Consider the following 21,891-nt stretch of genomic DNA (forward strand, 5'->3'; position numbering starts at 1 on the left):
CCCCCCATCCGCCCTCGGACGCCGCATCCCCGTCAACACCAACAACAACCCATCCACCGACGGCCCATCACCCACAACACACACCCCCCAACGCAGGAAAAAGGATAGGGAAACAACACGGAAACATCTAGGAGAGATCGGTCCGACCGGCCATCATTCAGCGCAACATCCAGGTTGCACTTGGACGCAACATACAGTGTTATCCCAACCTTTTGACTACGCGAAACAACAGACCCAAGGCAACTGCGCGCAGAAGCTCAGAGGCGGCATTTCCAGGTGGGCCGGCTACGGCCACGCACCGCGCTGGGGGCAAGGCGTCCGAGGGGACGCCACCTTGGGCGCTGCGGATGAAAATCGCCCACGATCTGGTCAAACAAAGCCCTGAGGGTGCCCGGCCACTGGCTCCCATCTGCGGCTCAGCAGCTCGAGGTACAAGCCGGACACGTCGAACACCCTGCTTCGCGCCACGCACACACGGCCACAGTGCGATGCCTCGCTGGTACGTCTGCTCGGTCCGAGGGTGCTCACAAGGCGCGAAGCATGTTCATTTCCCGGACATTTTTTCACTCGCCGGTGCCACACCTCTGCTTCCAGTCCTGCGGACCTAGTTTCCGCAATGCGGAAGATCGACTGCGTGAGCTGGGCCGGACCGGCACGCCGCGTATGATCAATGGCCTAGAACGAGTGGGCGACTCGGCATACGACGCCACAACGTGTCACTTCCGATACGGGTACACGCAGCAGTACAACCTCGGTGTACCGCTCGTCGGTTCGTCGGAGCGTGGCACGCCGGAGCGGAGTTCCAGCATCGGAAGGGTGCCTCGCGGGGCCCACCTGTCAACCGTAAAGCAGCCTGTGCCGCATGAAAGAGTCAGGACATCGCATGAGTCGCACCGAACAGCCCGTCCGTCTTGCCCGTGCGGTGACCGACGTACTTGCTCCCGCATACCTGGTGATGGGCGTTCTTCCCCTCATAGGCTGGCACAGCACCGGCAATTGGGAGGGAGTCGGATGGGGGCTTCTCGCTGCCCTGTTCTGCGGAGGCTTGCCGTTTGCCGTCATTCTGCTCGGGGTCAGGCTCGGCCACTGGACGGACAAGCACCTCAGGGAGCGGACGCAACGCGCGGTTCCGCTGAGCGTCGCGATGGGGTCGGTCCTGGTAGGCGTAACGCTCCTGGCCGTGTTTGATGCACCCCGCGAGGTTTTCGCACTGGTAGTGGCGATGCTCGCGGGCCTCATGGCGACCACGGCCGTCACCGTCATGTGGAAAATCTCGGTGCACACTGCGGTGGCCGCCGGGACCGTCGTCATCCTCATCATTGTGTTCGGTGCAGAAATGACCATTCTGGCACTGGGAGTTGCCGCAGTCGGCTGGTCCCGGGTGGCACTACGTGATCACACCACGGCGCAGACCATCGCGGGCGCTGCTCTCGGAGCTGTAGTGACCGCGGTGACCTTCGGGCAGCTCAACTGAACTTTTGCCCTGAGACACGCAGAGCGACCCGTGCCAGGGCGCACAGGGCACCCCGGGCCGGTCAACGAGCAGTCCGCGCTCCCCCGCTGGAGGGAGCGCGGAACGCAATGGGGGCGTGTGCTGCATCAGAGTTGATGCAGCACGCCCTGTCGGCCGTACTACCTGGGATGCGTCAGTCCTGCGTGGTACGGCGCTTGCGGACAGACCACAGGATGCCGCTGCCGGCGAGCAGGACCGCGACCGCGGTGCCGCCGATGACGGAAGTGACGGAGGACGAACCGGTCTCGGCCAGGCCCGGTGCGCTGGCGCTCGGCTCGGCCGGGGCCGGCGCCGTCTCCGTGGCGGTCTCGCTCGGGGTGGCATTTGGCTCGGGTGGCACCGAAACAGACGGCTCCGTGCTCGGCGTCTCCGACGGAGTCGGCGCGCTCGGCGGCGTGCTGCCTTCACACACCGGGGCCGCCTTCGACTCGTTGCGCGAGAACTTGTCGTCGTCGCCCGCCTTGATGACGAGACGGATAGTCAGCTCCTCTTCGTGCGCGGGAAGCTGAAGGGGGGTCGTCGTGCGGTACTCCCGGCCGAACTTCGTCGTGGGGAGTAGTTCCTCACCACCCTCGACAGAGACTGTGACTTCATTGACGGCCCCACCGGAGTAGGCCGTCAGGTCAAGGGTGACCTCGGAGCAGGTCACGGCCCAGATGGGGGTGTGAGCTGCGGCCTGACCTGCGGAGACGGCCCCGCCGACCAGGGCGACAACCGCGGTGGCCGCAAACGCTCCCGCGCCACGCCACGATCTGTTGGGAATGGTCATGGATTCTTCCTTCGTACGATCACACCGTCGGGTTGGCGGTGGACCGCACAGTACTGTCTGCACGCCTGTGCCCACACGTGCCGTAACGGGCTCGGTCCAAATGCGGGCCGCGGCTCCACCATCGTATGCGGCATAGTGTGCTGTAGCTTCGGAATCCGAATAACAGTGTGATTGTGGTGAGGGTAGTGGAGAAACGCGTACTCGGGCGGTGCGGCCTGGCGACCTCCTCGGTGGGCCTCGGCTGCATGGGAATGACTGGCGCCCACGGTGCCGCAGATGAGGACGAGTCGACACGCACAGTACGGACAGCGCTCGACATGGGGGTCACCCTGTTCGACACCGCGGACGTCTACGGGCCCTTCAGGGGTGAGAGGTTGTTGGGCCGGGCCCTGGCCGGACGCCGTGACGAGGCCATCATCGCGAGCAAGTTCGGTGGCGCACAGCTGGACGACGAAGGAAACGTGACCGGCGGCCCGACTGGGGCTCCAGCCTATGTGCGACGCAGTGTGGAACGGGCGCTACGGCATCTGCGTACCGACCACATCGACCTCTACTACCAGCACCGGGTCGACCCGCAGGTGCCGGTCGAGGAGACCTTCGGCGCCCTGAGCGAACTCGTCACAGCCGGGAAGATCCGCTACCTCGGCATCGGCGAAGCGTCCGTGGCCACCATTCGGCGCGCTCACGCCTGCGCACCGTTGTCCGCGGTACAGACGGAGTTCTCTCTCTTCAGCCGACGAGTCGAGGTCAACGGTGTGTTGGCAGCGACCCGAGAACTTGATATCGGATTCGTGGCCTCTTCCCCAATGGGGCGCGGTCTCCTCACCCGACCCCTCAGCTCGGCGGCCGACCACCACCGGGAAGATGACCTGAAGTTTCGGTTTCCCCGTTTCGAGCAGAGCCTTTTCGAGTCGAACCTGCGGTTGCTGCGCCAACTGGAGGAAATTGCGCGGAGCCACCGAGTGAGCACAGAGCAGGCTGCATTGGCGTGGCTGCTGGGAACAGGTGCCGACATAGTGGCCATTCCCGGCACGCACGTCCGGGAGCACCTGCGGGAGCACGTGGAGGCGGCACGACTGGTGTGGGACGGTGACCAGCAACAACAACTCGCCCGCGCCACACCGCCCGAGGACGTTGCAGGAGATCCCCGTTAACCCGCTGCCCGGCGATCGAGGCCTGAGGAGTGCGTGGTCGGCCAACGGGCAACAAGGCAGAGGCTGAACCATCCGAAGGCATAAGCCTGCCACGGCCTTGGTACTGGTGGGCTCACGTATGCAATGAGCTGAGCCGGATTTCGTAGCGGCCCTGAAGCCGGGCATGATCGCCCCGGCAGATGGGAAGCACAGGTCTGATGCCCGCACCCCGGAAGTATCCTGACGAGCTCCGCGAGCGAGCCGTCCGTGAAGTACAGAACTCTGGCCGTCCGGTCGCCCAGGTGGCTCGGGACCTCGGTGTCCACAAGGAAGCATTGCGGCTGTGGGTCCGCCAGGCCGAGGCCGACCGCGGCAGTCGGCCCGATCTGCTCACCTCTGCCGAGCGAGCCGAACTCGTACAACTCCGCAAAGAAACAGCTGAGTTGCGGCGAGCGAACGAGATCCTGAAGGCTGCCAGCGTGTTTTTCGCCAAGGAGCTGCGCGAGGCCGGACTGATCGCTGAGCTCCACGACCGGCTGCGTGGGAAGGTCCGCGAGCAGGCCGGGCGGGAAGCAGACCGACGGCCGCGGTCATCGACTCGCAGCCCGTAAAGGCCGACGCGGTCGTCGGCGCCGACAGCCGGGGCTACGACGGAGGCAAGAAAATCAACGGCAGGCGCCGGCATCTGATCTGCGACACGGCCGGCCTGCTGCTGATGATCAACGTGACCGCGGGCGACGTCACCGACCGACAGACAGCCACCGACATGCTGCCCGCCCTGCGTGAGCGGTTCCCCACGATCACCAAACTATGGGCCGACGGAGGCTATACCGGAACCCTGATCACCTGGGCCCTGGCCGTCCTGCACCTGGTCGTCACCGTGATCAAACGCAGTGATGACGTCTCCGGCTTCGTGGTGCTGCCGCGCCGGTGGGTGGTGGAGCGGACGTTCGGCTGGCTGATGCGCTCACGCCGGCTGGCCCGCGACTACGAGCGGCGGCCCGACACGTCCGAGGCGATGATCCTGTGGTCGATGACCATGCTCATGACCCGCCGCCTCGCAGCCCGGGCACAAGCGTGAACCGCCCCGACGGTTCCTTGACCAGCCAGCCCGCTCCGCCGTCCGGGCCGCCTTCGACCGCACCCCCTCGACCTTCGCCGGCACGCGCTCCAGGCCGAGCGCCGAAGCGATCTCCCCGCAGGCCAACGCCGCCGAAGAGGCGGCCAGGACCCCGACGATCCGCTGATAGTCCGGCGACAGCCCCGACACCTCGACGCCTTCACCCCTGACCGGCACCACCGACCCCGGCACCCTCCCGCCCTTCGGCGTCGGCGTCGGCGTCGGCGTCGGCGTCGGCGTCGGGGCAGTGTTCTCCGTAACCGGCACGGCCGTCTCCTCGACGTCAGCACCACCGCCTGGACCAGCGAGAACCTCGACGAGAACCTCCCGCGCAGTCACGAACCGTTCCCAGAACAGCTCCGCGTCACGCAGCTCGGCAAGGACCCGGTCCGCTTCCTCACGCAATACCTCAACCCGCTGCCGGGCACCCCGTTCCCGCTCCTCCCGCAAACCGACCACCGACGGCATCCCCGAACCTCCACGACCAAGATGACACGACGTGTCCTGTCTGCCACAGAACCCGCCACACCATGCCTGACCAGCAGAAAGTCAGCGATCAAGTACGGAAAGACAACAGCTTCTCAGGGCAGCTCAGGCCTGCAAGTCAGCCGGCGGGAGTTCTCGTGCTGCTCACGTTCAGAGGGCTTGGCCCGCCGGCGGCGTACGCGGCGCCGCCGGATCGGAGAGGACCGCGACCGCGACCGCTTCCCCCCGCACCGGGCGCCTCGTTCTCCGGGGCCTCCTCATTCGCCGAGGCCGCGGCCCCCTTGTTGCGCCGTGTCATCCCGACACCGACGAGGACGACGGCCATGCCCAGGACGACCCGGACACTGAGGTTCTCCCCCAGGACGACCGCGCCGAGGAGCACGGAGACCACGGGCAGCAGATAGCCGACCACGGCGGCGCTGGTGGCACCCTCGTCGTTGATGATCCGGTAGGTGAGGTGGAAGGTGATCGCGGTGCAGAAGACGCTGAGAACGACGGCCGCGATCAGGACGGTCGGGCCGACGTCGATCGACTCCAGGCCGCCGATCGGCATCGCGACGGCGGTCAGTCCGCTCGCGGCGATGAGCTGGGCTGTGGAGAGCGAGATGGTGGGGATGCCCTTGCCGACGAGGGTGCGGCCCATGTACGTGAACGCGACGGCGTAGCTGGCGGCCGCGCCGAGGATCGCAAGGGTGCCCCAGCCGGTGGCTCCGGTGGTCTGCCAGGGGGCGAAGATGACCACGGTGCCGCCGAAGCCGAGCAGGAGCCCGGCGAGGCGTACAGGGCGCAGTTCGCGTTCCGAGCCGAGGGCCAGACCGAGGGCGATCGACCAGAGCGGGGTTGTGGCGTTCAGGACGCCGGCGAGGCCGGAGTCGACGGTCTGCTGGCCCAGACTGAAGAGCGCGAAGGGCAGGGCGTTGCAGAAGAAGCCCGCGATGACGATGTGGCGCCAGAGGTCACGACCCTGCGGCAGGCGTTGGCCGGTCGCGTAGCAGAAGACGGTGAGGACGAGCGCTCCGAGGACGCAACGGGCAAGCGTGACCTGGAGCGGAGAGAGCCCTCGCAGTGCCAGCTCGATCCAGAGGAAAGTCGATCCCCACAGCAGAGCGAGTACAGCCACCCGCATTCCGCCCCGCAAACTCCCTGTACTGCTGTTCACGACGCTTCCTCCATGTGGTCGGGCGTTCGGTTCGGCGAAAGGGCCGGAGTGCGGTCCGGTCCGGATCCTTCGAATGTGCCCCGCCCAGGCTTTGAGGACAAGCAAATGATTCCACCTTGTTTGTTAAGCTGTGCTACATGCTTGATGTGAGGCGACTCCAGGTCCTGCGTGCGGTGGTCACCAGCGGCACGGTGACCGCCGCGGCAGCGCACCTCGGCTACACACCATCCGCCGTCAGCCAGCAGGTGGCGGCACTGGAGAAGCAGGCCGGTACGGCGCTCCTCGAGCGGGTCGGCCGCGGCGTGCGGCCCACGGCGGCCGGCCTGCTGCTCACCGAGCACGCGGCCCTGATCAGTTCGGCGGTCGCCCAGGCGGAGACCGCCCTCGCTGATCTCCGTGCCGGGCGCACCGGGCGTTTGTCGGTCCGTTACTTCGCAACGGCGGGCTCCACGCTGGTGGCGCCCGCCCTCGCCCGGCTGCGCGCCGGGCACCCCGGTGTCCGCGTCGACCTGGAACTTGCCGACTCCGAGGACTCGTTCCAGGGAGTGGTACGGGGCCGGGCAGACCTGGCCGTGGTCGTCCAGGCACGGGACCGCACTGGCGAGGGCTTCCGGCTCATCCGCCTCGTCGAGGACCCGTACGCCGCCGTCCTGCCGCTCGGTCATCCACTCGCCGACACAGAGGTGATCGACCTCAACCAGCTCGCCGGCGAGCAGTGGGTGGGCAGCGAGCCGCCAGGTCCATGCCTGGAACCTGTGATCGACTCCTGCGCCGCGGCCGGCTTCAGCCCCGACTTCGTCATCCAGAGCGAGGACTACGCCACCGCGCAGGGCTTCGTCGCGGCCGGCCTCGGTGTCGGGCTGATGCCGAGGCTGGGGCTGCGCAGCCAACACCCCGGCGTCGTCGTACGCCCGGTCCGCAACCCCGAACCGGTCCGGGTGATCTCGGCGCTTGTTCGGGAGATCGCCCTCGACCAGCCGTCCCTGCGGGGCCTGTTGCACGCGCTGCGGGATGCGGCCGCCGCGGCCGACCCGCCCGATGGGCCTCGGGTGAACTGACCGCCGCCCGTGTGGAGCATGCCGACATCACCGGTGGCGTTGGCACATGTCAGGCACTGTGAGCGGCAGGTGCAACGGTCCAGGGATACGACGCTGGAGGAAATCTTCAGGTCCAGCCTCCGGGGCGCTGACCCCGGCCTGGCCGGAGTCCGCCAGCCGCAGCCGCTTGGCCTCCGGCCGGCGGGTACATTGATCTCGGCGTATCGACCGAAGCCGGAGTCCATGGCGGCGTCGGTCGCCGGTCGCTGGTATGCCGCGGCCAGTGCCGCCTGGCGGGCTTACGCGGCTGGGGTGATTACGGCACCCCCCGATGGGGTTATGCCATACTCACGTTTGAAGGGTAAACCTCACTGGCCCAGTTGACCCTGCACGGTGAGCATCCCTCCGCGCCGTCCCAGGACCGCCGGGCGTTCGACCCCTACCGCAATTTGCTGACCGACCTCCGCCCCGCGGGCCGCCTGCGCACGCTGAGAGTCGCCGCCTACGGCTGCTCCCGCGCCGGGCGGACGCGGGCCTATGCTGACAGTTTTCGATGCAACGGGACTGGAGGCATGTGCGTGAAGGGCTAGTAGGGCTTGGTCATGTGCGGTCTGCGATGGCGTGTCTTCTTGATCGGTCGTGTCGTTGACCGTGTGTGCTGAGTGTGCTCGGTCCAGCGCATGTGGGAGATAGACCGACCATCGTCATGTCCGGTGAGGTCGGGATGACCGGGCGGCGCGCGTCCTCGTCGCTCAGCCCTTCGCATCTCCAGCGCAGAATCTGCCGCTGCAGGTCCAGCCAGCCGATGAGCGCAGTGCGTTCATCTGCTTGGCGCGGGGGGCGTTCCAGTTCCGATGACATGGCGGCGCAGGCTACCAGGGAAGTCGGGAGGGGGCACCTGAGTGACGGGCTCGTCCGCGATGAACTGGTGATCTTCGAATGATGCCGCGGGGCGGGCCCTCGTCTTTTGATGGGTGATGTCGCTGCGTCGACGCCTTGAACTGCGACCTCAGTAACACCACAAGAGGCTTCCGCGACACGCCCGACGAGCCGCGGAAGCCCAACTTGCCTAAAGCCGCGTTCCTTTACGGAGCCCGAGGAATCGGCAACTCTCCCTTGTGCTGGGCTAGTTCGGATAAGACCAGCTCGGCGCGCTCGGCTTGGTCCTCAACGCCATCGTCCTCTGGACGACGAAGTACATCGACGCCGCCGTCGCCCAGCTCCGGGCCGAAGGCCACGAGCTCCGGGAGGAGGACATCGCCCGGCTCTCCCCGCTCAAGCACCGGAACCTGAACCTGCTCGGCCGCTACAGCTTCACCGCCTCCACCCCGGCGGCCGGCGCCCTGCATCCGCTGCGCGACCCGGACGCGCCGGAGCTGGACGAGGACGACGACGGCCGCGAGGACTGAGCCGGTGCCGAGGATCCGCTGGGACGCGGTGGTCCTCGCGCAGGAGGTGGTGGTCCCGGCGGCGGAGCGCCTCCGGGAAACCGCTGCGCAGTGAAGCTGGAGGGCTGCCGAAGTTCAGGCGGCCGGGATAGTCCAGTCCTGCTGTGCTGCCCACTGCTCGAAGGTGGTCGTAGTCAGGCCGTAGCGGGCGGCGTGGTGGGGGCGTGCGGGGTAGCCGACGCGGTCGTTCCAGATCTGGCTGTCCGTCGTGGGTGCGCCGAGGCGCTGATCCTGCTCCTCCCGGGAGATGAAGACGGCGGTGATCTCGCGGCCGGTGGCCTTGGAGAGGGTGTCCGCGATCTCGGTGTGGGTCAGCGCGTCGCCCGCGAACTCGATCTCGGATTCGTGCAACTTTTCGGGCTCGGCCACGGCGGCGGCGACAGCCGCTCCGAGGTCGTCCGCGCAGATGAGCGCCAGCACGGCTTCCGGGCTCGCAGCGGTGACCAGCTTGCCCTGAGGCAGGTCGGGGAACATGAAGTCCCGCTTGGGCGGAAGGAAGTTGTCCATGTACAAGGCGGGCTTGAAGATGGTCCAGTGCTCCAGGCCCGACTGCCGGATCGCGTCCTCCGCGGCCTCCTTCTCGTCCCAGTACGCCGTTGTCACAGGGTGGATGTCCTCGATGTCCGGGTGCTGGCTGCGCCATCCGGTCGCGGACACGGATGTGTGGATGATCTGAGTGATGCCGGCCCGCTTGGCCGCGGTGGCGATATTGCGGGCCTGGCGCTGCTCGGCGCCTGGATCGGCCGGGTCGACGCCCGGCATCTGCATGGAGAAGACCGCGTCGTGTCCGGATCCGGCAGCCTCCAGGGATGCGGGGTCGTCCATGGTCCCGGTCGCGAGGGCGACGCCCTGCCGGGCGAGCGCCTGGGCGGGAGCGGAGGAGGGGTTGCGGACGAATGCGGTTACGGGGTGTCCCGCGCGCAGGAGTGCCTGGACGGCGGCGCCGCCCTGCATCCCTGTTGCTCCGGTGACCAGTACTTTCGCCCTGTCGTTATGTGTCATAGCGCGCCTTGCCTTCGGTTGGTCATGTGTTGTCGGCATACGGGCACGAACACACCCGATAACTAAAGACTGTAGAGTATCGAGTCTTGGTGTTCCTAGTTGATCGTCTGCCTGAGCGAAGATGTAAAGGCGGTGCCACGGCCCTTCCCGCGACTACCCGCGGGAAGGGCAGGAGGGCCCGGTGGCAGTGGAAGGGGATGCAGTACCGTCGTGCGTATGACCAGGACAACCCGCCCCGCTGGACGCCAGCGCCCCAGTGGCGCCTTCGGGCCCGTCCGCGACGAGACGCGCAATACCCGCATCATCGAAGCAGTCCTGGACCTGATCATCGAGAACGGGTACGCGGATCTCACCATGGCCGCGGTGGCCGCACGCGCGGAGGTGGCCAAGGCCACCGTCTACCGCCGCTGGGCCTCACGCGAGGACCTGGTCGCCGACGCACTGGAAAGCCTCATGCTCCCCGCCGCTCCGGCCGAGATGACGGCCGATGGAACACTGTGCGAGGACCTCATCGCCACGCTCACCCACAGCTCCGCGTGCCTGCAGCCCCAAGGGCGTCGCTTCTCGGCCGTGCTGGCCGCCGCCACCGGCTCCCACCCACAGATCACCGACACCCTGCGCGAGCGCTACATCACCGGGCAGCGCGAGGGAATCGCCGCCTGCCTCCACCGCGCCCAAGAACGCGGCGAGATCACCGCGGACAGGGCCGAGCTCCTGCTGGCACCGGACAGGATGGAGATCGCCGCAGCCGTCGGAGTGATGGTCCTCCAGGAGGACCTGCTCGGCGCCGTCCTCGACGTCGACGGAATAGCCCGCCTGGTAGACCAGGTACTGCTGCCCCTCATCAACCCCACCACCACCGACTGAAACCCCTCGGCCGGCTTCCCGAACCCGCGCCATGCCTGCTCGGCCCCTGCAGACCATGACCCATACGCGATACACAGCCCAGCCACCCCCGCCAATGACATGCTCCAGCTCCGGGACAGACATCCCCAGCGCGCGGGAAGCAGCCGGCCTTGATGACGGTGCCGGACTTGGAACCGGAACCATCCCCGCATGCGCGGGGAGCAGCCCTGGAACACTCGGCGGCCGGCGTAGCTCGGGGGACCATCCCCGCGTGCGCGGGGAGTAGCCCAGGGGGATCGGTCCGACAGCGGCCCCGGTGGGACCATCCCGCGTGCGCGGGGAGCAGGGGTCCCGCAGATAGTTCGCGGCCTTGATCGCGGGGACCATCCCGCGTGCGCGGGGAGCAGACTGCGTGACCTGGGACGTTAGCGCGCCACACGACGCCCTGACGCACTTTCACCTAACCCGGCAAAGAGTGGCGCATGATCAGCTGCGGCCCGAGCACGGCTGGTGGCCCCTTCCGGCCGGCTGTCCTGACCCTGTTCGAACGAGCAAGCCGACCCTTCAGGGCGCCTCCCATTCTCGTGAACAACGGGCCCGGCCTGATCCGGGCACCTTCCGAGCCGCTGATAAACGCTGTCGAGACTCGGGCTCTGGCGCAACTTCTGTGAGTTGGCAGCGGAGCGTCACAAGAGGGGTCGGCTCCCCGTCAACTGCACCCGGGTCAACCGGTGCCTACCTCGCATGGATTCCGCGAGGCTCCCGACGGGTGCTCATTCGGTCATGGGCCACACGGATGGGTGACCGCAGGTCCTTGCCGGGCGTGTCGAGGCCTGGACGTGCGTCACTGTGCGTCAGGTATCAAGTCCCCCGTGGGACGCATCTCCAGGAAGAGGACCTCTTGAGCGGCAACTCTCAGAACTCGGCACCGTCCGGCCTTCGCGCCGACGTCAGGCACCGCGCTGACGGCCCGCACACGATGTACGGCATCAGCCTGCGGTGGCAGATCGGCGGCAACAGTCCCGAGCAGGGGACGTGGCCTCCCCCGGCGGACTGGAACGACGGCCAGGCGCCCTACCCGCACGTCTACGAGGTGTGGATCAACGGCAAGGCCAGGCAGACCGTCTTCCTCTACTGGCCGGCCTGGGACTGGGCGCCGTCCAACTCCCACTGGGTGGACCTGGGCGAGGAGCCGGGCCGCGAGTACAGAGTGAAGATCCGTGCCAAGGTCGACGGCCAGTTCACGCCGTTCACCAACGAGGTGGCCGTGACCCCGGCGCGTTCCCGGCCCTGGTCGTCCCCGCAACAGCCACGGCAGACCCCCCAGGGCAAGGGCGCGGCACCGCGGCACGGCACCGTCAACCATCCGCGCAGCCGCGCGGCCGCCGCGATCCGGGACGAGGATCCCGCGAAGATCTGCGTCGAGGCCCGCAACCTGAACACCAGCACCGTCTGGCAGGAGGTGGTGCCCGGCGCCGAACGGATGCTCGCCGACTACCCGTGGAACAACGCCCTGAAGTATCTGGAGTACCGCAAGTTCTTCCAGGACAGCACCGTCCCGTCTACGGGCAACCCGGCCTTCCGCGGGCTGGACCTGGCGCCGGACGCCACACTGGGAGAGTGGCCCCTCACCGAGCTGGACACCTCCGCCCCCAGCCAGACCTTCACCTACGACTACACGGCCTACCACACGTCGGAGTCCTGGTCCCACCGATGGTTCATCACCCGTGACAGCTGGGATCCGCGTAGTGGCCTGAGCTGGCAGGACCTCGAACCGACCCCCTTCATGGTCGAGGTCCAGGGCTCGCACAGGGAAGAAGAATCCGACAAGTGGGAGTTCGCCACCTTCCCGCGTCGGACCGGCAGGGCAGCCGTCGTGCACATCTGGGGCGGCCACGGCGGCCCCGACACCCCCGACGGCGACAACGGAGGCAAGACGGGCGAGTTCTTCGCATCCACCTGCGACGTGCAGCTGAGGTGACCTCAAGGACACTACTGCCTGACCTCAGCTGTTCTTGAGCCGGCTCGGGAGCGGTTGACCAGATCCCGCCCGATCACTTCGACCGGGCGGGACCTCGTGGTTATGTCCTTCTGCGTCGCGTCAGGCCAGAAGGACTCAAGAGCGAGCGCCTCAACCTCGTCAGGGAACGCGAGCCTGGTTGGCTTGATCAGTACCTGACCGACGATGCGACGAGGTCTCCGCGAGCGATGTTTCTTGAGCATCCTCCCAAACCCTGTTACCGCTGCGTCGTCCTGATCAAGGGGGCCGGCAGTCGAGCACTTCCTGCTCGACGTGCTGCCGGAGGATTTCGACCGGCTTGAGGACATTGCTGGCGAGGCTTCGCTCACCTTCACCCAACGGGATCGTTTCACCTTGAACTCGCAGTTCGCGGTACTGGTGTGAGCCTGTGGTGCGGTCCTCGTGCTGGCAGGCGGAGTGATCGTCGTCGGGTGATCGTCTGTCACCGCTGGACGTCGCAGTTCGCCAGAACGAGCAGGGCCCGTAGCAGCGTGGTGGTGTGATGGGGCGTCCATGCGGACCTTGGTCAGGATGCGCCAGGTCTTCAGGTTCGCGAAGCCGTGCTCGATGGCGGCGCGTTCGCGGCTGACCAGCCGGTTCGCCTTGTTCTCGGCGTCGGTGAGGCGGTGGGAGCGGGGCGCCTTGCGGCCGGTGATGATGACCGGAGCATCGTCGAGGCCGACGAAGCCGAGGTCGGCCAGAGCTCCGGGCACCATCCCGCGCGTCGCGGCACTCGTGCTGGGCGTGCTGGGCGTGCTGGGCGTGCTGGGCGTGCTGCTCACCCTGCCGGCCCTGCGCCACCAGCTTCCCGAGTAGCCGCGCCCTTTGCACAGGTGAACCCACCGCACAGTCGTGCGACGGGCTCACCTGCATGTCGGGACGCTACTGCTCCGTGGCGGATTGCTGGCGGTGGGTGGCGTGCAGGCTGCCGAGCAAGGACAGCGCCTGACCGCTGGGGCTTCCCGGTTCGGCGTGGTAGATCACCAACTGCTGGCCCGGCGCTCCGCGGACGTCGAAGGTCTGGTAGGTCGCAGGGCGAGAGGCCCGACGTCGGGGTGGAGGAGGTCCTTGGCGTCACGGGTCTTGCCGTGGACTGCGTGCGAGGACCACAGGGCGGCGAACTCCTCGCTCGCCTCGGTCAGGGAGGCGACCAGGTCGTGCAGGCGCCGGTAGTGCGGGTCCAGGCCCGTGGCGTAGCGCAGTGGCAACGACCGCCTCCGCCGCCCGCCCCCACTGCGTGAAGAATCGCCGCGCGGCCGGGTCGAGGAACGTCATGCGGGCCATGCTGTCCATGCGCTCGAACGGTGAGAACAGGGCGTCGGCCAGTGCGTTCGAGGCCAAGTAGTCGTTGGCCGGGTTCAGGACGAACGCCGCCGCGGTCGGGTATCCGTCCAGCAGCTGCCGCAGCGCCGTACTCACCGTTTCCCGAGGCTGCGGCCGCTCACCTTCCGGCGCGGTGCCGGCCAGCCGGAACATGTGCTCGCGCGCCTGGTCATCCATCAGCAGCGCGCTGCTGATGGACTCAAGGATCTGCGGAGAGGGGCTGCGCTCGCGGCCCTGTTCGAGGCGGGCGTAGTAGTCGCTGTTCATCCCGGCCAGGACGGCGACTTCCTCCCGCCGCAGCCCCGCCACCCGGCGCGCACCGTGGAAGGCGAGAGCCCGACGTCGTCCGGGCGCAGGCGGGCGCGGTGGGCGCGCAGGAAATCTCCGAGATCGTGGCTGGTCACCCCTCCAGGCCAAGCCGCACCCGCCACCCGTGTGCCTGGGTGCCCTATACCAGGCACGAGGTGTCCTGGCTTCCTTCCTCCGGCCCGCGCAGGCTGGTGATCAATACCCCGACACGAGAAGGAGCTCATGGTGAAAAACCAGTCGAACCCCCCGCGGCAGAAGAACCCCGGGCACGGGACCGGTGACGTGGACGTGGTCGGGATGTGGGTGACCGCGGACGGGACATCCGCCAGGAACTGCTGCCCGACGGGCGTTACGACGAGGCCCGCGGCACCCGCCGCAACGCCTGCACCGGCCGTGGCACCGTGACTGACAGCCACCTCATCTACGTCGACGACACCGGCTTCACCGCCACCGGCGACATCCGCGACGGTGTGCCCTTCCACGAGCACCTCGTCCTGTACAAGGAGAGCAAGGCATGACACCCACCCCCAAGGTCTTCCTGATCACCGGCGTCAGCAGCGGTCTGGGCCGTGCCTTCGCCACGGCCGCCCTTGACGCCGGCCACACGGTCGTCGGCACCGTCCGCAGGTGCGCCGACGCGGAAGCGTTCAACTCTCTGCACCCGGAGCGCGCCCATGCCCGCCTGCTCGACGTCACCGACGACGCGGCCGTCCTCGCCGTGGTCGGCGAGGTTGAGGAGTCGGTGGGACCCGTCGACGTGCTGATCGCGAACGCCGGGTACGGGCTGGAAGGGACCTTCGAGGAGACTCCGCTGGCCGATCTGCGCGCGCAGTTCGACGTCAACGTCTTCGGTGCGGCAGCCACTGTTCAGGCGGTTCTGCCGTTCATGCGCGAACGGCGCCGCGGGCACATTCTGGCCGTCACCTCCATGGGCGGACTTGCCTCCTTCCCCGGCGTCTCCGCCTACTGCGGCAGCAAGTACGCCCTCGAAGGCATCCTCGAAGCCGTCGGCAAGGAAGTCTCCAACTTCGGCATCCACGTCACCGCCGTCGAGCCCGGCTCCTTCCGCACCGACTGGGCGGGCCGCTCCATGATCCGCGCACCGCGGACCATCCCCGACTACGACGAGATGTTCGAGCCCATCCGCGCCGCCCGGCAGAACGCCAGCGGCAACCAGATCGGCGACCCGGCCAAGGCCGCCGCCGCCCTTCTGCGCATCCTCGACGCACCGGACCCTCCGGCCCACCTGGTCCTTGGATCCGACGCCTTGCGCCTGGTCCGGGCCGGACGGGACGCGGTCGACCGCGACCTCGACACCTGGGAAGACCTCACCCTCTCCACCGACTACGCCCCTGCCGACGCCCCGTAGGCATGAGCGCCATGATCCGGCACGGGGGCAAGCACGTCGGGTGAGGCCGGTCAGGTGCCGGCGGTGTGCGCCTCATGAGTGGTTCCCCCCTGATGGGGTTGGGCCGGACGGCTCTCGTCTGGCTCTCGGCCCATTGCCGCGGCTTCGTCGTACGCGGCGAGCGTGCGGCAGAGGGTGGAGCGGCCTGGACGAAGGAGGCGGAGCGCAGGCTCAGCCCGTGGAGGGTGATGGTGGAGGCGGCGGCCGAGGCGAGGACGGTGATGCCTGTGACGAGGGTGCGGCTGTCCGTGGGGCCGGCGTACTGGTGAAGAGGCAACATTCCGGTGGTGCGCTATTCGGCGGCTCTGCATCAGGCTGAGGAGCAGGCTGGACGGGAGCGGCGCGAGGCCGCCAAGGCCCAGCCGTGCGACAAGGGATGAAGCGATGACATTGCATTCCGATGTGGCCGAGTTGCTAGCGGGGGCCGGTATCCTCGACGGGGATGTCGACGATGCCGTCGCGGACGAGCACGTCCGATCGTCCGCGTACCAACGCGTCGTCTCAGTAACCGCTTCCTCGCGGAGCCGCGACCGAGACCGCGCGATTGTGGCCACGATCCTGCGGGATCCCAACGAGATGGGGTCCAAGACGGCGGTGGTCGCCCTCTTGGACAGGATTGCGAGGAAGGCGACGGCTCCTGCCGAGTTCCGGCAGTGGTCGGCCGAACTACTGCCAGAGATCGACCGGCTCAAGACGGAGGGGTACCGCAAGTTCATTCGCTGCCGCATCCACGACTGGCAGTTCTACCTGTCCATCAAGAACGGTCACGTGTCGACGTCGACCGAGTGGGCGAAGGTCACGGACTGGATGCGGCGCGTCCTCGCCGAGGAGTCGATGTCGCTGGCGGTACTCGCCCCGCTCGCCGAGTCAGGCAGCAGCAAGAAGATACGAAACATCGCGAAGAGCCGAGCCGGAAACCGCAACCTGAGAACGAAATGAGTCGGTAGGCATAACCCACCGACCGCACCACGTCACCAGGCCGCGGAACAAAATGAGTTAAAGATCAGGTGCGAGCCACGATGTAGCCGGCCCAGCTGTCCTGGGCCGGAGCCGCCCACTGAGTGGCGGTGTTCCTGTGGATTCCGAACAGGTCGCACATGATCGTGACCGCCATCAAGGTCGTAAGCCGTCACCTTCGTCCAGGTGATCGAGTCATCAGGTGGCGGTAGGCCAGGTCCGCAGCAAAGCGGCGATCGTTTGCGCGGTGCAGGCCGGATCCAGAAGCAGGTCTTTGAGGGCGACGGCGTCCGCGCGAGCGGGCTTGACGGCGATCCCGGCGGCCTCGAGATACATGACGCCCGTGGCGGCGGCGACGGCCATGTTGGAGCGTTCCAGCCAGCGGCAGCGGCCAAGGGTGTGCACCAGAGCGGCGGCCTTGGCGTAGGGGCCGTCGTAGACGGGCTGCTCGAACAGTTCAGCCCGGTGGCGGGCCACCGCCGAGACCGGGACGCCGTAGTCGTCGGGGGCCGGATCGTTGACCCCGGCAGCCTCAGCGACCTGCAAGATCCAGGGGACGTCGATGTGCAGATCCATCAGGCCGCGCGCGCTCCCCGAGCGGGTTGCCCCGCATCTTCGGCTTCGTCGAAGAGTGCCTGGTGTTCGGCCAGGAAGCGGGCAGCTGCGTCAACCGCATGGGCGCGCAGGCCGCTGGCGTCGTCCTGCACCAGGCGGGCGAGGTAGTCGCCGATACTCAGTCCTAGGTCGGCGGCGCGCTTCTTCGCGAGTTCCGCGACGTCCTCGTCCACGCGAGCGCCCAGTTGTGTCTTCGCCATACCCGCATGGTAACAGCTGTTACCGCAATGTTCCGGCGGCTATGCCAGGGCGGTGCACTGCACGTCCCCGTCCTGGGAAAAGGACCCGTTCTCACGAAAGTACATCCGGCCCTATTCCGTCCTCTGCCCTGCGACCTCAAGTTGAGCGGATGCTCAGTCCCGCCCGGCGGGACGATGCATCAGAGTTGCGTTCTGGTGGTACGCGTGGATCCTTCACCGGCACTGCGGTCAGGGCTGGCACACGGGCACGGCGGCCACCCTGTCTCCGGCGGCCTGGGGCACTGCTCGGGAGTGCTTGCGGCAGTCGCCATTCGGCGTATGGCGGCCACCGACCGGCAGGCCGCGCTCACCCCGTACGCCGTCTGGTGTTTGTTCGCTACCGCGCTGCACGTCTCGCTCGTGCGACACAACCCGGAGTCGTAGTGAGGTAAGAGGCCAGGGGGCCAGGTTGGGCTGTGCGTCGGCTTTTTTGCAGGGGGTCAGTTGCTGGTGGCTGCTATCGCGGCGGGGCCGCGTTGGGAACGGGGGGTTTTGTCGCCGACGCGGCGGGGTTCGATGGTGCGGGGGTCCACTGCTTCGCCGGGGGCGCCTTCGTGGTAGGGGCCGTCGGGGTTGGCGTCGCGGTCGTGTGGGAGGAGGAAGAAGACCCGGCGGAGCTGAAGGCCGCTGTCGGGGTCGGCTTCGGCTTCGGTGTCGAGTTCTGTGTAGCCGACCATGCGTCCGTCGCGTTCGTAGCGGGGCTTGCCACGGCGCCGGGGGGTTTTGTCGAGAGCTTGGCGCACGTAGTCGAGTTCGTCGGGGTTCTCCAGCCAGACCACTGCGTTCTCGTGGCAGAGGTCGCTCTCGTTCAGCAGCGAGCTCATGGCTGCAGCCCCTTTTCGTTGTTTTCGCCCGTTTGCGGGTCGGTTGTTGTGTGGTGAGCACGATCCCTGGTGGGGGCACCGTGTCCAGGATAGGCGGCCGGGGAGAGGGTGCGTAGGGCGCGAGTGTTACGCATGGTCGGCCTGGGGGGCTTCGTCGGCGAGAAGGCCGAGGCCGGGGTAGTACTTCTTGCCGCTGGATTTCATCATGTCTGCGGGTGAGGCGAGGGAAAGCTCTTGGCGGACCCGGGTGGCGAAGGCGCGTGCGGTGGCGGGGCGGATTCCTTCGCCGGCCTGGCACCAGCTGCTGTAGGTGGCGTAGAGGAGGCCTTGCTCGACGCGGAGGTCTCCGGCTGTTCGATCGGGGCTCTTGTCGGGGCTGTCGGTGGTGCAGCACTCGGTGAGGAAGCGGCCGATGTGGTCTTCGGTGGTGGCGTAGGCCTCGGTGGCGGAACGGACGGTGGCGGGGCCTGCGAGGGGGTCTCGGGTGGCGAGGTAGAGCTTGGCTCCTTCGACGAGCCACTGCAGGATGCCGGGGCCTTCGCTCTGGACGAGCTCCTTCGCCAGGTTGTCGATTTTGCGGGTGGCGGGCACAACGCGCTCGAAGGGGATGAGGCGGATGCGGCGCCAGAAGGCGTGGCCGCCGGTGCCGACCTCGGGCCGGTGGTTGCCGAGCAGCCAGAGCTTGTGGGTGGGGTTGAAGCTGAAGTAGTCCTGCCGCATGCGGCGGGCCATGATGCGGTCGCCACCAGTCAGGAGCTTGACCCGGGATTCGTCGAACTTGTCGTTGGGCTTGAGTTCAGAGCACACCACGATGCGGCGGCCGTGGAGTTCGGTCAGTTCGGTGGAGTGCTCGGAGAACTTGCCCTTCTCCATGAGGAAGCCAGGCGGAGCGGCCTGGGCGTAGTCGCCGAGGATTTGGGTCATGACGTCGAGGAGGACGGACTTGCCGTTTGCGCCTGTGCCGTAGAGGAAGGGCAGGACCTGGGCGCCGACGTCTCCTGTGATCGAGTAGCCGAGCAGCAGGTGCAGGAAATGGATGGTCTCCTGTCCTTTGGTGTCTTCGCCGAAGGTGTCGTGGAGGAAGCGGTGCCAGCGGGGGGTGGGCATCGTTTCAGGGGCGACGCTGGTGGCCCTGGAGTGCATGTCGGCTTCGGGGTCGGGTTTGTGGAGATCGCCGCTGTGGAGGTTGACGACGCCGGCCGGGGTGCATAGGGCGTAGGGGTCGCCGTCCAGGACGTCGGGGTCCAGTGCGAGCGCTGGGGATGCCTTGGCCTGGGTGAGGAGCGCCTTGATGCCGGGGGTGGACATGGACCTGCGGCGGTGGGCGTTGATTTCCCGCTCGTTGAAGGTGCCTGTCGGGTCGGTGGCCGGCATCTGCTCGGCGAGGTCGCCGGCTGCCCAGACCGCGGCCTTCTCTCCGCCGGTGCGCTTCCACCGGTACTGGTCCCAGTGGTACCAGCCCAGGCCCTCTACGTGCCGGAACTGGTCGGCGAACATGACGGCGAACAGCTTGGCGTTGCCGCGGTCGGTGAGCATCGCCGGAAGCAGGCCCTTGGGCACGGCAGGTGCGTGGGCGGTGACGCTTGCGGTGTTCTGCTGTGCGGGGAGGCTGGGCTGTGTGGTCTGGACTTCTAGCTCGAGCATTTGCTGAGCCGCTGCCGTGACGTCGAAGCGTGGGCTGTCAGCGCTGCTCATGGGCGTCCTTTGAGATGGAGCGGTCGACTGGCGCCGGCGGACAGGGCAGAGGAAATGACGCCGCTGCTGTGGCGGTGGCGGTGGGGGCGCGCGGCGTCGGCGGCTGCGGTGAGCAGGTCGTGTGCTTGGTTGTGGTCGAGGTGGCCAGCGGCTACCAGCCCTCCGGCAGTGTAGGCAGCCCGGTTCAGCTTCTCTGTAAACGCCGTTCCTTCAGGTGCGACTGCGCATGCTTCGACCTGGGCGAGGAGAGGTTCAAGGAGACCGTGTGCCTGCTTTCTGGCCGGAGCCGTCCTGCTCGGGGGCGGGCGGAGGCTGGGCGCAGGGGCATTGTTGACGGAATGACCAGTGCGGTGGAGTTCGGTGGCGAGCCAATTGGGCAGCGCTGCTGGAGTGCGGGTCGTACCAAGCGCACGGTAGGTGCCGGTGGGAGTTCGTGTGGCGGGGGTGACGATGTATCCGCCGGTGGCTCGGATGTCTACCTGCCAGGCGAGGGCGACTCTGGGGCTGGAGCCGACGGAGGACTTGTAGCGGGGGCCGTGGCTAGGGATTCGGTACCAGACATGGAGTCCTCCGGAGGGGGTTCGGACTCGGAGGGTGGCGTCGTCTTCCGCTGGGCTCTTCTTGCCTCGGAGCGCCGCTAGAAGGGCAAGTGTGTCGAAGCCTGAGGCCAGGCCGTCGAGGTTGACGCTTTCGTGAATGGGGATGCCGGGCAGGAGGCGGTTGCGGTCGGGGATGTTCACGCTGTGGGCATCGATGTCGAGGATCACGAGGTTCGCCGGCCCGCAGGAGACTCCGACCCCGAGGGTGGGGTTGCTCCCCCACCAGGCGTCCAGGAGTTTGGGGTCGGTCGTGGCTGCGTGGAAGCCGTGGCACCACCTACCTGCGGAGTGGCAGGGGCATTGGTGAGGCCGGTGTGTGGTCTCCCGGCAGGATGGACAGTTAGCTGCGGGAGTCTTGCGTCCTGCGGCAAGAGGGTGGACGGGCCAGCCGTTCGCGGCGCACCAGCGCGCGACATCGTAGGGACTGGCGTGTCCCGCGGTACGGGAAACGCTGGTCTCGCTTTGACGCGGCACGCTGATCGTCCTTGCAGGGGGCCAACAGTCCTTCAGTCCCCGGACACGAAAGACCTGGTCAGGCGGTTGCAGCTGGCAAACGAGGGACCGAAGGGACTGAGTTTTCCAATGAGCCCAGAGCCTACAACAGAGCATCGGGCTCGGGTGTAGCCGTCTCCAACTTTGAGTCCCTTCGGTCCCTTGCGTCCCTGGGGAGTTGGGGCGGCAGGTCTGCTCGTCCAGTTGGTGCCGTGTTTCCGGCCGGGCGTGTCGGCTCCAAAGCCCTCGGCACACGGGGCAAGGGACTGAAGGACACCGGCCTGTTCGGTCCCTCTTCAGTCCCTCCCGTAAAGCTGCAGGTCAGGTGGCCTGCCTGTCGCTTTCGAGGGACTGAAGGGACTGAAAGTTCCAGTTATGAACCACCCATGACTACAGTCACTAACTCTCATGCGCACGCATACACACGCACACGTGATCCGTGGAACTGGAAAATTCGGTCCCTTCAGTCCCTTTAGACCCTCACATTTTTGCTGACATAGCCTGTGACCTGGCCTTATGCCAAGGGGACTCAAGAGAGGGACTGAGCTGCAGACGAGCCGCTTCCAGTCTCGCGCCGGGCGCATCCGCAATCCTGCTGTGCCCGCGAAGTAGATACCCGCTGTTGCACGAGCGAGCTTGTCCTGGTATCCGTGCAGCCCCCCGAGGACGTCCGCCCGGCTGGTGCAGGATGCTGCGCTGGCAACGCCACCCCAGGCTGCTGCCGGCGACTCCCCCACCCCAAGACCGCAGAGCCGCAAAAGACAACCACCAGCCACCGGTCCTGCGCAGGGCGGGAAGCCGTGGGAACAGGAACAGGAACAGGACCTTGCCGGTGCACAGGCCCGCTTACACCTGCCAGAACGACAGCGTGCTGTACGAGATCGGCACGCTGCGGCC

At 67.4% G+C, this 21,891-nt stretch carries 19 protein-coding genes and 4 pseudogenes; 12 read left to right on the forward strand and 11 right to left on the reverse strand.

The annotated features are described in order from the left end of the window. Nucleotides 1-883 precede the first annotated feature (883 nt). Nucleotides 884-1,474 carry a hypothetical protein gene (locus ACWD04_RS29710; RefSeq protein WP_451136835.1) on the forward strand — a complete coding sequence of 197 codons (591 nt, stop codon included), beginning with the start codon at nucleotides 884-886 and terminating at the stop codon, nucleotides 1,472-1,474. Between the two features lie 172 nt (nucleotides 1,475-1,646). Here the strand turns inward: ACWD04_RS29710 and ACWD04_RS29715 are convergent, their stop codons facing one another. After that, nucleotides 1,647-2,282 carry an LAETG motif-containing sortase-dependent surface protein gene (locus ACWD04_RS29715; RefSeq protein ID WP_451136836.1) on the reverse strand — a complete coding sequence of 212 codons (636 nt, stop codon included), beginning with the start codon at nucleotides 2,280-2,282 and terminating at the stop codon, nucleotides 1,647-1,649. A gap of 230 nt (nucleotides 2,283-2,512) precedes the next feature. Here ACWD04_RS29715 and ACWD04_RS29720 point away from each other — a divergent pair, with 230 nt between their 5' ends. The 3 genes from ACWD04_RS29720 to ACWD04_RS29730 all read left to right on the forward strand — a co-directional run bounded on the left by ACWD04_RS29720 (nucleotide 2,513) and on the right by ACWD04_RS29730 (nucleotide 4,496). Further along, entirely contained in the window at nucleotides 2,513-3,436 is a 924-nt protein-coding gene (locus ACWD04_RS29720; RefSeq protein ID WP_451136880.1) for an aldo/keto reductase, read from the forward strand. A gap of 197 nt (nucleotides 3,437-3,633) precedes the next feature. Then, nucleotides 3,634-4,026, forward strand: coding sequence for a transposase (locus ACWD04_RS29725; RefSeq protein WP_451136837.1), 393 nt, complete (start codon nucleotides 3,634-3,636; stop codon nucleotides 4,024-4,026). Further along, on the forward strand, nucleotides 4,008-4,496 hold the full coding sequence (locus tag ACWD04_RS29730; RefSeq protein ID WP_451136881.1) for an IS5 family transposase: 489 nt from the start codon (nucleotides 4,008-4,010) through the stop codon (nucleotides 4,494-4,496). Before ACWD04_RS29725 ends, ACWD04_RS29730 begins: the two co-directional genes overlap by 19 nt. A 643-nt stretch (nucleotides 4,497-5,139) precedes the next feature. Here ACWD04_RS29730 and ACWD04_RS29735 read toward each other — a convergent pair. Beyond that, a complete protein-coding gene (locus ACWD04_RS29735; RefSeq protein WP_451136882.1) occupies nucleotides 5,140-6,147 on the reverse strand; it encodes a DMT family transporter in 1,008 nt (335 codons plus the stop codon). 170 nt (nucleotides 6,148-6,317) lie between these two features. Between ACWD04_RS29735 and ACWD04_RS29740 the strand changes: the two genes are divergently transcribed. After that, the gene (locus ACWD04_RS29740; protein ID WP_451136838.1) at nucleotides 6,318-7,238 is read left to right on the forward strand and encodes a LysR family transcriptional regulator; all 921 of its coding nucleotides are present in this window, start codon (nucleotides 6,318-6,320) and stop codon (nucleotides 7,236-7,238) included. A 640-nt stretch (nucleotides 7,239-7,878) separates the two neighbouring features. Here ACWD04_RS29740 and ACWD04_RS29745 read toward each other — a convergent pair. Continuing rightward, nucleotides 7,879-8,078 (reverse strand): annotated as a pseudogene (locus tag ACWD04_RS29745) (mycothiol transferase); the annotation flags it as partial. Nucleotides 8,079-8,356: 278 nt separating this feature from the next. Here ACWD04_RS29745 and ACWD04_RS29750 point away from each other — a divergent pair. Then, nucleotides 8,357-8,626, forward strand: a pseudogene (locus ACWD04_RS29750) (Tn3 family transposase); the annotation flags it as partial. Between the two features lie 114 nt (nucleotides 8,627-8,740). Here ACWD04_RS29750 and ACWD04_RS29755 read toward each other — a convergent pair. Further along, nucleotides 8,741-9,667 (reverse strand): NmrA family NAD(P)-binding protein, encoded by a 927-nt coding sequence (locus ACWD04_RS29755; protein ID WP_451136839.1) that lies wholly within the window; start codon nucleotides 9,665-9,667, stop codon nucleotides 8,741-8,743. A gap of 216 nt (nucleotides 9,668-9,883) precedes the next feature. Here ACWD04_RS29755 and ACWD04_RS29760 point away from each other — a divergent pair, with 216 nt between their 5' ends. Both ACWD04_RS29760 and ACWD04_RS29765 read left to right on the forward strand, forming a co-directional pair. Beyond that, nucleotides 9,884-10,534, forward strand: coding sequence for a TetR-like C-terminal domain-containing protein (locus ACWD04_RS29760; RefSeq protein WP_451136840.1), 651 nt, complete (start codon nucleotides 9,884-9,886; stop codon nucleotides 10,532-10,534). A gap of 880 nt (nucleotides 10,535-11,414) precedes the next feature. After that, nucleotides 11,415-12,494: a lytic polysaccharide monooxygenase auxiliary activity family 9 protein gene (locus ACWD04_RS29765; RefSeq protein WP_451136841.1), complete on the forward strand. Its 1,080-nt coding sequence runs from the start codon at nucleotides 11,415-11,417 to the stop codon at nucleotides 12,492-12,494. Between the two features lie 11 nt (nucleotides 12,495-12,505). Here ACWD04_RS29765 and ACWD04_RS29770 read toward each other — a convergent pair whose 3' ends face one another. Together ACWD04_RS29770 and ACWD04_RS29775 are read right to left on the reverse strand one after the other, a co-directional pair. Next, entirely contained in the window at nucleotides 12,506-13,315 is an 810-nt protein-coding gene (locus ACWD04_RS29770) for a transposase family protein (protein WP_451136842.1), read from the reverse strand. Nucleotides 13,316-13,415: 100 nt separating this feature from the next. Then, nucleotides 13,416-14,260, reverse strand: a pseudogene (locus ACWD04_RS29775) (helix-turn-helix transcriptional regulator). A gap of 202 nt (nucleotides 14,261-14,462) precedes the next feature. Here ACWD04_RS29775 and ACWD04_RS29780 point away from each other — a divergent pair. From ACWD04_RS29780 to ACWD04_RS29795, 4 genes and pseudogenes are all read left to right on the forward strand, one after another. Continuing rightward, a pseudogene (locus tag ACWD04_RS29780) lies at nucleotides 14,463-14,683 on the forward strand (Atu4866 domain-containing protein). Continuing rightward, nucleotides 14,680-15,534, forward strand: a complete 855-nt coding sequence (locus tag ACWD04_RS29785; protein ID WP_451136843.1) for an oxidoreductase — start codon at nucleotides 14,680-14,682, stop codon at nucleotides 15,532-15,534. Before ACWD04_RS29780 ends, ACWD04_RS29785 begins: the two are co-directional and overlap by 4 nt. Before the next feature lie 74 nt (nucleotides 15,535-15,608). Further along, complete coding sequence (locus tag ACWD04_RS29790; RefSeq protein WP_451136844.1) at nucleotides 15,609-15,842, forward strand: hypothetical protein; 234 nt, start codon at nucleotides 15,609-15,611, stop codon at nucleotides 15,840-15,842. A 115-nt stretch (nucleotides 15,843-15,957) separates the two neighbouring features. Next, nucleotides 15,958-16,512 (forward strand): hypothetical protein, encoded by a 555-nt coding sequence (locus ACWD04_RS29795; RefSeq protein ID WP_451136845.1) that lies wholly within the window; start codon nucleotides 15,958-15,960, stop codon nucleotides 16,510-16,512. Between the two features lie 216 nt (nucleotides 16,513-16,728). On the opposite strand, the gene ACWD04_RS29800 is transcribed toward ACWD04_RS29795, so the two are convergent. From ACWD04_RS29800 to ACWD04_RS29820, 5 genes are all read right to left on the reverse strand, one after another. Beyond that, a complete protein-coding gene (locus tag ACWD04_RS29800) occupies nucleotides 16,729-17,106 on the reverse strand; it encodes a fic family toxin-antitoxin system, toxin component (RefSeq protein ID WP_451136846.1) in 378 nt (125 codons plus the stop codon). After that, nucleotides 17,106-17,345, reverse strand: coding sequence for a hypothetical protein (locus ACWD04_RS29805; RefSeq protein ID WP_451136847.1), 240 nt, complete (start codon nucleotides 17,343-17,345; stop codon nucleotides 17,106-17,108). The genes ACWD04_RS29800 and ACWD04_RS29805 overlap by 1 nt, the downstream gene beginning before the upstream one ends. 479 nt (nucleotides 17,346-17,824) lie before the next feature. Beyond that, the gene (locus tag ACWD04_RS29810; RefSeq protein WP_451136848.1) at nucleotides 17,825-18,208 is read right to left on the reverse strand and encodes a DUF6009 family protein; all 384 of its coding nucleotides are present in this window, start codon (nucleotides 18,206-18,208) and stop codon (nucleotides 17,825-17,827) included. Between the two features lie 126 nt (nucleotides 18,209-18,334). After that, the gene (locus ACWD04_RS29815; RefSeq protein ID WP_451136849.1) at nucleotides 18,335-19,903 is read right to left on the reverse strand and encodes a DNA primase family protein; all 1,569 of its coding nucleotides are present in this window, start codon (nucleotides 19,901-19,903) and stop codon (nucleotides 18,335-18,337) included. Continuing rightward, nucleotides 19,900-20,976, reverse strand: coding sequence for a bifunctional DNA primase/polymerase (locus ACWD04_RS29820; protein WP_451136850.1), 1,077 nt, complete (start codon nucleotides 20,974-20,976; stop codon nucleotides 19,900-19,902). The genes ACWD04_RS29815 and ACWD04_RS29820 overlap by 4 nt, the downstream gene beginning before the upstream one ends. Nucleotides 20,977-21,891: the final 915 nt, after the last annotated feature.

Source organism: Streptomyces sp. NPDC002911 (genome assembly GCF_053591835.1).

What these genes read in the sequence shown, in the direction of transcription:
- ACWD04_RS29710 (WP_451136835.1), top strand. Translation starts at nt 884, where the DNA reads ATGAGTCGCACCGAACAGCCCGTCCGTCTTGCCCGTGCGGTGACCGAC.
- ACWD04_RS29715 (WP_451136836.1), bottom strand. Translation starts at nt 2,282, where the DNA reads ATGACCATTCCCAACAGATCGTGGCGTGGCGCGGGAGCGTTTGCGGCC.
- ACWD04_RS29725 (WP_451136837.1), top strand. Translation starts at nt 3,634, where the DNA reads ATGCCCGCACCCCGGAAGTATCCTGACGAGCTCCGCGAGCGAGCCGTC.
- ACWD04_RS29735 (WP_451136882.1), bottom strand. Translation starts at nt 6,147, where the DNA reads ATGCGGGTGGCTGTACTCGCTCTGCTGTGGGGATCGACTTTCCTCTGG.
- ACWD04_RS29740 (WP_451136838.1), top strand. Translation starts at nt 6,318, where the DNA reads ATGCTTGATGTGAGGCGACTCCAGGTCCTGCGTGCGGTGGTCACCAGC.
- ACWD04_RS29755 (WP_451136839.1), bottom strand. Translation starts at nt 9,667, where the DNA reads ATGACACATAACGACAGGGCGAAAGTACTGGTCACCGGAGCAACAGGG.
- ACWD04_RS29760 (WP_451136840.1), top strand. Translation starts at nt 9,884, where the DNA reads ATGACCAGGACAACCCGCCCCGCTGGACGCCAGCGCCCCAGTGGCGCC.
- ACWD04_RS29785 (WP_451136843.1), top strand. Translation starts at nt 14,680, where the DNA reads ATGACACCCACCCCCAAGGTCTTCCTGATCACCGGCGTCAGCAGCGGT.
- ACWD04_RS29790 (WP_451136844.1), top strand. Translation starts at nt 15,609, where the DNA reads ATGAGTGGTTCCCCCCTGATGGGGTTGGGCCGGACGGCTCTCGTCTGG.
- ACWD04_RS29795 (WP_451136845.1), top strand. Translation starts at nt 15,958, where the DNA reads ATGACATTGCATTCCGATGTGGCCGAGTTGCTAGCGGGGGCCGGTATC.
- ACWD04_RS29800 (WP_451136846.1), bottom strand. Translation starts at nt 17,106, where the DNA reads ATGGATCTGCACATCGACGTCCCCTGGATCTTGCAGGTCGCTGAGGCT.
- ACWD04_RS29805 (WP_451136847.1), bottom strand. Translation starts at nt 17,345, where the DNA reads ATGGCGAAGACACAACTGGGCGCTCGCGTGGACGAGGACGTCGCGGAA.
- ACWD04_RS29810 (WP_451136848.1), bottom strand. Translation starts at nt 18,208, where the DNA reads ATGAGCTCGCTGCTGAACGAGAGCGACCTCTGCCACGAGAACGCAGTG.
- ACWD04_RS29815 (WP_451136849.1), bottom strand. Translation starts at nt 19,903, where the DNA reads ATGAGCAGCGCTGACAGCCCACGCTTCGACGTCACGGCAGCGGCTCAG.